Source organism: Thalassobacter sp. 16PALIMAR09 (genome assembly GCF_000765485.1).
Lineage (GTDB): Bacteria > Pseudomonadota > Alphaproteobacteria > Rhodobacterales > Rhodobacteraceae > Thalassobacter > Thalassobacter stenotrophicus.
Genome location: NZ_JHAK01000022.1, coordinates 1 through 6,524 on the forward strand (window position 1 = coordinate 1; position 6,524 = coordinate 6,524).

Here is a 6,524-nt window from a genome sequence, read left to right on the forward strand (position 1 = left end):
GGTCTCGCGCCAGAGCGGCTCTTTGCGGCGGAGATTGGCATCGACCTCTTCGAGCCAACCGCGCTCGATCATCTTGCCGACGGTCATCTTGGCCGCAGCGCCTGCCAGCCCCTTGGGCAGCGGCATGGCCAAGTTGCGAGGGCGGGATGCGGCGCGCGTGAGGATAATGGCTTGTGTGTCGGTAATCTTCGGCATCGGTGCCTCCATATTTTTGGCGTTGCTGTGTGCCGTCAGTCGGCGGTGTCATTCACGCCCAAGATTACAAAGTGCTGCACCCAGCCCGTGAGGTATGGCAGCCCCGCGGGGATGCCCTCCTCTCGCTGGGTCTCCGCGCTGATGGTCGAGGCCTGCCATTTCTCGATGGCTTTAATGATCGCGATTTCATTGTTTATGGTGCGACCTTGCAGGGCCTCAATCAGATCATCGGCAAAGTGCCGTCCCATTGGGCTATCCAAGAAATCCCTGATGCCGCGCATCTCATTTTCGGTACCGGCACCTGTCGCCAGACCGATAAAGGCGCAGGTCACCGCCCAGATCCGATCCGTCGGCCTGTCCCGCAACGCGCAGGCGCTCATCTGCCCGTAAAACCCGTGAGCCTCGTTTTGACTGGGAAGAACCAGCTCGCTCATTGTGCTGCCTCCGCTTCTGCCCACGTGCCGTCGTGCCAAACATACAAATGGCCAAAGGCGCGGGTTGGTCGCGGCAAGACCCGCGGCGGCCGCGGCGGATCAAAACAGTCCAGCGCCTCGGCGCTGACTTGCCGGATCTCGCGGGCGGCCAGGATGTCCTCGGGCGTCCAAGCGTGAAGTGCTGCCAGCATGTGCTCGGGGTAGCCGTCGTAGTGGACGTAGACGTGCGCCCATTCTTCGGGTCCGGTCTGTATGGCAATCTGTGCGCGGGTGCTCATGGGCTCTCTCCAATCAGGCTGTTTGCTTGATGTGAGAGTCGCTCGACACGGAAGTCTAATCAACTCAAATAGACGTATTTATCCGTTTAATAACAATGCCCTGAGGCTCTGGAACAGGTCATGGAAGGACTATCTGAACGCGCCTACGCCGAACACGCTGGGATCTCCCGTGGGGCCGTGCAAAAAGCCCGTAAAACTGACCGCCTGGTGCTTTTCGCCGATGGGTCAATCAACGCTGCGGCGTCCGATACTCGCCGCGGTTCAGCGACGGACCCGGATCAACAGATACGGGCGCGAGGCGGACTTAGTGCAACCGGTGACGGACCGGCGGCCTCGGGCTCGGGCTCGGGCTCGGGTGACAGCACGTCCTATATCAAGGCGCGCACCGCGCTAACGGTCTACCAGGCTCAGGAACGGCAGCTGTCGATCCAGAAGAAAAAGGGCGTGCTGGTCGATCGCGCACGGGCCGAGACCTTGGTGTTTCGTTTGGCCCGTCAGGAGCGGGATCTTTGGGTCACCTGGCCCACACGTGTAGCAGCCCTGATGGCCGCACAATTGTCCGCAGATATGGAGAAGGCATCCGACAAGGCGGTAACGATCGAGACTGCGATCTTGCAGAGGGTGTTGGAAACCCATGTCCGAGAGCAGCTCGACGCCCTCGCAGACCTCAGGGTCTCGCTTGAATGATGAGGAGAACACATCTGATCTAACTGAAGGCTTCGACCTCGCCTTTGACGGCGCCGAGGATGTCCTGCGCGCATGGCGCCGGGGCATGCGGCCCGACCCAGACCTCACAGTCTCCGAATGGGCAGACAAGCATCGCAAGCTGTCCTCGCGGGCCTCAGCTGAACCTGGGCAATATCGCACGGCCCGCACGCCATACCTACGCGCGATCATGGATGCGCTGTCGCCGAACCATCCGGCACAGCGGATCTCGTTCATGAAAGCCGCACAGGTCGGCGCGACGGAAGCAGGGAATAACTGGGTCGGCTTTGTCATCCATCATGCGCCTGGCCCGATGCTGGCGGTGCTGCCCACGGTCGAGATGGCCAAGCGCACGTCGCGCGGGCGGATCGACCCGCTGATCGAGGACAGCCCGGCGCTGAAGGAGCGCGTGCAGCCAGCGCGCTCGCGGGATGCGGGCAATTCGATGCTGTCGAAGGAGTTCCCCGGCGGCATTCTGGTGCTGACCGGTGCGAACTCGGCTACGGGCCTGCGGTCGATGCCTGCGCGCTACGTGTTTCTGGACGAGGTCGATGCTTATCCGGCTTCAGCTGACGAGGAAGGCGATCCGGTCAGCCTGGCAGAAGCACGAACCACGACCTTTGCCCATCGGCGCAAAGTGTTCATGGTCTCGACGCCAACGATCCGGGGGCTCTCTCGCATCGAGCGGGAGTTTGAGGCCAGTGACCAGCGACGCTACTTCGTGCCCTGCCCACAGTGCGGCCATATGCAATGGCTGCAATTCGAGCGGCTTCGCTGGGACAAGGGCAAACCAGAGACGGCAGCCTATGCTTGCGAAGGCTGCGAAGCTTCGATTGCTGAGCATCACAAGACGCAGATGCTTGAGCGTGGTGAATGGCGCGCGACGGCGACCATCACTGATCCGAATGCGATCGGGTTCCACCTCTCAGCACTCTATTCGCCGATTGGCTGGAAAACTTGGGAGCAGATCGCGCGGGACTGGCTGGCGGCCCAAGGATCAGACGAGATGCTGCGTGCAGCGCGCAACATGCTTCTGGGCGAGACCTGGGTTGAAAGCGGCGACGCGCCGGAATGGCAGCGACTTGCAGATCGCAGAGAAAGCTTCCCAGCACAGGTGCCGTTGGGCGGACTGTTCCTCACCGCCGGAGCCGACGTGCAAAAGGACCGCATCGAGGTCGATGTCTGGGCTTGGGGCCGTGGCCTCGAGAGTTGGCTGGTTGACCACATCGTGATTCCGAGCGGCCCTGGAGATCCTGCCTGCTGGCAGGCGTTAACGGACCTGCTTGGCCAGACTTGGGTGCATGAGAACGGCGCCGTGATGCCGCTGGCGAAGCTGGCCATCGACACCGGGTATGAAACCTCTGCCGTCTACGCCTGGGCGCGGGCCCAAGGCATTGCGCAGGTTGCACCTGTGAAAGGTTTGGAGGGGTTCAACCGCGCGACGCCCGTGTCGGGGCCAACCTTTGTCGATGCGACCGTCAATGGTCGGAAACTAAAGCGTGGGGCGCGGCTCTGGACCGTGGCTACGGCCACCTTCAAGGCGGAAACGTATCGCTATCTGCGGATAGAGCGGCCGTCCGAGCCAGAGGCGCCGGTACCGGCAGGGACGATCCACCTGCCCGACTGGGCGGACAGCGAATGGCTGAAGCAGCTGGTGGCTGAACAGCTGGTCACCATCCGCGACCGACGCGGCTACGCCCGCCAGGAATGGCAAAAAATGCGCGAGAGGAACGAAGCGCTGGACACACGGATCTATGCGCGGGCCGCCGCGTGGATCCTCGGCGCCGACCGCTTTGATGAGCGGATGTGGCGCCAATTGGAGAAGCAGGCCGGCGTAGAAACAGTCGTCACCTCGCACACAGACGCTCCTGAGAAACCGGCCGAACCTCAAGCAGGGCGGATCGCAACGCCCCGGCGGCGCGGCTGGAAGATCAGCACGCCCAAATACATGGAATGACGAATGACCCTAGATGAGCTGAAACTCCGCCACAGCGCGCTTTTGGGCGCGCGCTACAGCGGCACGCGATCGGTCAGCTATGACGGCAAGACCGTGAACTACGGCACCGACGCTGAGCTGGCCGCTGCGATCAGCGATGTCGAAAGGCGCATGGCCAAGCTCGAGCGCGGCGCTGGGCGGGTGCTCCGCCCCTTCGCTGTGAAGGATCTGTGATGAACTGGCGTCAGCGCCTTGGGGCGTTTATCGGCGGGTTTGACGGGGGTCAGCATCACCGACGCCTGCGCGGGTTCCAAGCGACCCGGGCGCATGTGAATGCGCTAATCGCTGCATCTGGTCCCGACATTACCGCCCGTGCCCGTTGGCTCGTGCGCAACAACGGCTATGCGGTGAATGCGGTGGAAAGCTGGGCGGCGAATACCGTGGGCGATGGGATCAAACCGATCTCGAAGATCGCGGATGCCACCCAAAAGGAAGAGTTGCAGCGGCTGTGGCTCGCCTGGACGGATGAGGCCGATGCTGAGGGGCTGACGGATTTCTACGGGCTGCAGCGCCGCGCAGCCCGCGAGGTGTTTCTGGCGGGTGAGGTCTTTGTCCGGATCAGGCCCCGGCGGGTTGAGGATGGGCTGACGGTTCCGCTCCAACTGCAGATGCTGCCCTCGGAAATGCTGCCACTGCATGAGACCGGTGTAGCACGGAACGGCAATGCCATCAGACAAGGGATCGAGTTCGATCGGATCGGGCGACGTGTTGCCTATCACTTCCTGCGCCGCCATCCGGGCGACAGCACCGATCCTGGACTGTCTGGCGAGATTGTCCGCGTGCCAGCTTGGGAGGTGATCCATGTGATCGACCCCGTCGAGGGTGGTCAGCTCCGCGGCGTCTCAAAGCTGGCCCCGGCGATCGTGAAGCTCTTCCTCTTGGATCAATACGATGATGCCGAGCTCGACCGCAAAAAAGTGGCAGCCATGTATGCGATGTTCGTGACCTCACCCGCCCCGGAGAACCCGCTGGCCCCCTTGGACGACGAGGAGATGCCCGCAGGCGTCGAGATCAGCCCCGGCCAGATCGTGCGCTTGGATCCGGGTGAGGACGTCACTGTCGGCCAGCCAGCAGACAGCGGGGCAACCTATGAGCCATTTCAGTACAGAACTCTGCTGCAAATCTCGGCCGCACTTGGTATCCCCTACCCTTACCTCGCCAATGACATGGTGAAGGGGAACTTCTCGAACTCACGCCTTGCCCTGATCGAATTCCGCCGCAGGGTCTCAGCCTGGCAGCACTCAGTCATGGTCTATCAGCTCTGCCGGCCCGTCTATGCGCGCTGGCTAGATTTGGCCGTGTTCTCGGGCGCAATGACGCTTCCAGGCTATGAAGCGGATCGCCCAAGGATGCTCGCCGCGGATTGGCTTCCCACGAAATGGGACTGGGTCGATCCGCTCAAGGACGCCAATGCTGAAATCGCCCAGATCGAAGCAGGCCTCAAGTCCCGCACCCAAGCCATCGCCGAGCGCGGCTATGACGCTGAGCAAGTAGACAGGGAGGTTGCCGCGGAGCGCGCACGCGAGCGCGCGCTGGGTCTCGACTTCCGCCGGCCAGGTTCGCCCGCGCAAGGTGTGCAGGCAGTGCCTACCGCGGAAGAAAACACGGAGACTGAAGATCCAGATCCCGAAGACCGACCAAACACAGCGGCGGAGGAAGGATAGTCGTCAATCCACCAGCAGTCGGACACCAGGCAGTCTTGCTGCCTTGCGATCGAAAGTCACCAGTCCGGCGGCTCCTGCGCGTCTGGCAGCAGCGGCAATCATTAGGTCAGCAAAGCCAAACCCATCGTTGCGATAGAGTTCAAGCGTGGGAGCAACCTCATCTGAGCCTTCGATGTCCAGCTCGGTTGCCGACAGCAAACCATCGAGGGCAACGGCGATTTCAGCGCGGCTAAGCTTGTAGGCGCGCTCAAGCACCCAAACGAGCTCAATCAAGACCTCTCGGCTGACAAAGCCCCGCACGTCATCGGTCAATTGCTCGATCACACGAGTTGCCAGCTCTGCCTGTTCAGGATCATCCTGCACCAGAAAGCGGACCAGTACATTGGTGTCGAGCGCAATCACTGAGCACTATCTGTTGCGCCAGCCGCAATCGCCTCATTCATCTCGTCTAACGTCACGGGCTCCTGACCCGCTTTTGAGAGGATGCCCCGCAATTCCTTGACGGAGCACGCTTTCAGGATCCGCACCTCACCATCAAGGATCACGTAGCGCACTTTGTCCCCACTGGTCAGGCCAAGCGCGGCCCGGACGTCTCTGGGCAGCGTTGTCTGACCTTTTACTGTCACCGTCGATTCATGCATCGGCGCATTCCTTACATATTATAAATTCTCCTTACTATGTACGGATCGGAAATGCAAAGCCAAGCCAAGGACCAAGCCTGATGCTTCATGCCCGGATCGCCGCGCGCGCCTTTAATACGCCGCTACTTGTTGAGCCCTCCAAGGCCATGGCGTTTCTGTCAGGGCTCGGGCCGCGCATATTAGGAAGGTCAGTTGAGCTACTAGAACCGGATAGCCCTCTAGACGGCTCAGCCACCCTGCCCGCCCGCGCCAGCATTTTGGCCGGCAACCTCGCCGACCACCTGCAGCAAAATGGCAATGCGCCCTACGCGGTCGTAGACGGTATCGCGGTGATCGAGATTTCCGGGGTGCTTATCCATCGCGGGGGCTGGATCGGGCAATCCTCTGGCCAGACCAGCTATGAGGGGATCGCGGCTCAGATCGAGGCAGCCGCACGCGATCCGTCCGTTCGGGCTGTAGCGCTCGAGATTGATAGCTTTGGCGGAGAGGTGGCGGGCGTCTTCGACCTAGCTGACCAGATCCGCGCCCTACGCCGCAACAAACCCGTCTGGGCCTTTGTCGCTGAACACGCTTTCTCGGCTGGCTACGCGTTGGCCTCCCAGGCTGACCGC

8 protein-coding genes and 2 pseudogenes are annotated in these 6,524 nt (G+C 61.9%); 5 read left to right on the forward strand and 5 right to left on the reverse strand.

Features of this window, described 5'->3' with window-relative positions:
• From PM04_RS16935 to PM04_RS16945, 3 genes and pseudogenes are all read right to left on the reverse strand, one after another.
• Positions 1 to 195: pseudogene (locus PM04_RS16935) on the reverse strand (hypothetical protein); the annotation flags it as partial.
• A gap of 35 nt (positions 196 to 230) precedes the next feature.
• Entirely contained in the window at positions 231 to 629 is a 399-nt protein-coding gene (locus PM04_RS16940; RefSeq protein ID WP_038009067.1) for a hypothetical protein, read from the reverse strand.
• Positions 626 to 907: a hypothetical protein gene (locus PM04_RS16945; RefSeq protein WP_038009068.1), complete on the reverse strand. Its 282-nt coding sequence runs from the start codon at positions 905 to 907 to the stop codon at positions 626 to 628. Before PM04_RS16945 ends, PM04_RS16940 begins: the two co-directional genes overlap by 4 nt.
• 120 nt (positions 908 to 1,027) lie before the next feature.
• On the opposite strand from PM04_RS16945, the gene PM04_RS16950 reads away from it, so the two are divergent.
• From PM04_RS16950 to PM04_RS16965, 4 genes are read left to right on the forward strand one after another with little or no spacing between them, the layout of a single operon-like run.
• Positions 1,028 to 1,594 carry a hypothetical protein gene (locus PM04_RS16950; RefSeq protein ID WP_038009069.1) on the forward strand — a complete coding sequence of 189 codons (567 nt, stop codon included), beginning with the start codon at positions 1,028 to 1,030 and terminating at the stop codon, positions 1,592 to 1,594.
• The gene (locus PM04_RS16955; RefSeq protein ID WP_052077337.1) at positions 1,542 to 3,569 is read left to right on the forward strand and encodes a phage terminase large subunit family protein; all 2,028 of its coding nucleotides are present in this window, start codon (positions 1,542 to 1,544) and stop codon (positions 3,567 to 3,569) included. The genes PM04_RS16950 and PM04_RS16955 overlap by 53 nt, the downstream gene beginning before the upstream one ends.
• Before the next feature lie 3 nt (positions 3,570 to 3,572).
• On the forward strand, positions 3,573 to 3,782 hold the full coding sequence (locus PM04_RS16960; protein ID WP_038009071.1) for a phage head-tail joining protein: 210 nt from the start codon (positions 3,573 to 3,575) through the stop codon (positions 3,780 to 3,782).
• Positions 3,782 to 5,272, forward strand: a complete 1,491-nt coding sequence (locus tag PM04_RS16965) for a phage portal protein (protein ID WP_038009072.1) — start codon at positions 3,782 to 3,784, stop codon at positions 5,270 to 5,272. Before PM04_RS16960 ends, PM04_RS16965 begins: the two co-directional genes overlap by 1 nt.
• A 3-nt stretch (positions 5,273 to 5,275) precedes the next feature.
• Here PM04_RS16965 and PM04_RS16970 read toward each other — a convergent pair whose 3' ends face one another.
• Together PM04_RS16970 and PM04_RS16975 are read right to left on the reverse strand one after the other, a co-directional pair.
• On the reverse strand, positions 5,276 to 5,674 hold the full coding sequence (locus PM04_RS16970) for a PIN domain-containing protein (RefSeq protein WP_038009073.1): 399 nt from the start codon (positions 5,672 to 5,674) through the stop codon (positions 5,276 to 5,278).
• Positions 5,671 to 5,913: a type II toxin-antitoxin system PrlF family antitoxin gene (locus PM04_RS16975; RefSeq protein WP_038009075.1), complete on the reverse strand. Its 243-nt coding sequence runs from the start codon at positions 5,911 to 5,913 to the stop codon at positions 5,671 to 5,673. Before PM04_RS16975 ends, PM04_RS16970 begins: the two co-directional genes overlap by 4 nt.
• Positions 5,914 to 5,993: 80 nt before the next feature.
• Here PM04_RS16975 and PM04_RS16980 point away from each other — a divergent pair.
• A pseudogene (locus tag PM04_RS16980) lies at positions 5,994 to 6,524 on the forward strand (S49 family peptidase); the annotation flags it as partial.

Excerpts from the sequence above, each read along its gene's own strand:
- PM04_RS16940 (WP_038009067.1), bottom strand. The coding sequence starts at position 629 with ATGAGCGAGCTGGTTCTTCCCAGTCAAAACGAGGCTCACGGGTTTTAC.
- PM04_RS16945 (WP_038009068.1), bottom strand. The coding sequence starts at position 907 with ATGAGCACCCGCGCACAGATTGCCATACAGACCGGACCCGAAGAATGG.
- PM04_RS16950 (WP_038009069.1), top strand. The coding sequence starts at position 1,028 with ATGGAAGGACTATCTGAACGCGCCTACGCCGAACACGCTGGGATCTCC.
- PM04_RS16955 (WP_052077337.1), top strand. The coding sequence starts at position 1,542 with ATGTCCGAGAGCAGCTCGACGCCCTCGCAGACCTCAGGGTCTCGCTTG.
- PM04_RS16960 (WP_038009071.1), top strand. The coding sequence starts at position 3,573 with ATGACCCTAGATGAGCTGAAACTCCGCCACAGCGCGCTTTTGGGCGCG.
- PM04_RS16965 (WP_038009072.1), top strand. The coding sequence starts at position 3,782 with ATGAACTGGCGTCAGCGCCTTGGGGCGTTTATCGGCGGGTTTGACGGG.
- PM04_RS16975 (WP_038009075.1), bottom strand. The coding sequence starts at position 5,913 with ATGCATGAATCGACGGTGACAGTAAAAGGTCAGACAACGCTGCCCAGA.